The organism is Streptomyces sp. NRRL S-495 (genome assembly GCF_000966955.1).
Classification (GTDB): domain Bacteria; phylum Actinomycetota; class Actinomycetes; order Streptomycetales; family Streptomycetaceae; genus Kitasatospora; species Kitasatospora purpeofusca.
Genome location: NZ_JZWY01001374.1, coordinates 1 through 268 on the forward strand (window position 1 = coordinate 1; position 268 = coordinate 268).

A 268-nucleotide genomic window follows, 5' to 3' on the forward strand; every position below is an offset into this window, starting at 1 on the left:
AGCCCGCGCGAGGCCACCGCGATGGACCCGCAGCAGCGCCTGCTGCTGGAGACCTCCTGGGAAGCCCTGGAGCGCGCCGGCATCGACCCCGCCACCCTGCGCGGCAGCCGCACCGGCGTCTTCGCCGGCCTGATGTACCACGACTACGGCACCTGGCTGTCGGAGGCGACCGAGGACGTCGAGGGCCTGCTGATCACCGGCAGCAGCGGTGGTGTGGCGTCCGGGCGGATCTCCTACCTGCTGGGCCTGGAGGGCCCGGCGATGACGG

The 268-nt window shown here is 73.5% G+C and carries 1 protein-coding gene; it reads left to right on the forward strand.

Features of this window, described 5'->3' with window-relative positions:
* A partial coding sequence (locus tag VR45_RS41735) for a beta-ketoacyl synthase N-terminal-like domain-containing protein (RefSeq protein WP_045945211.1) occupies window positions 1–268 on the forward strand: 268 nt, incomplete at both ends.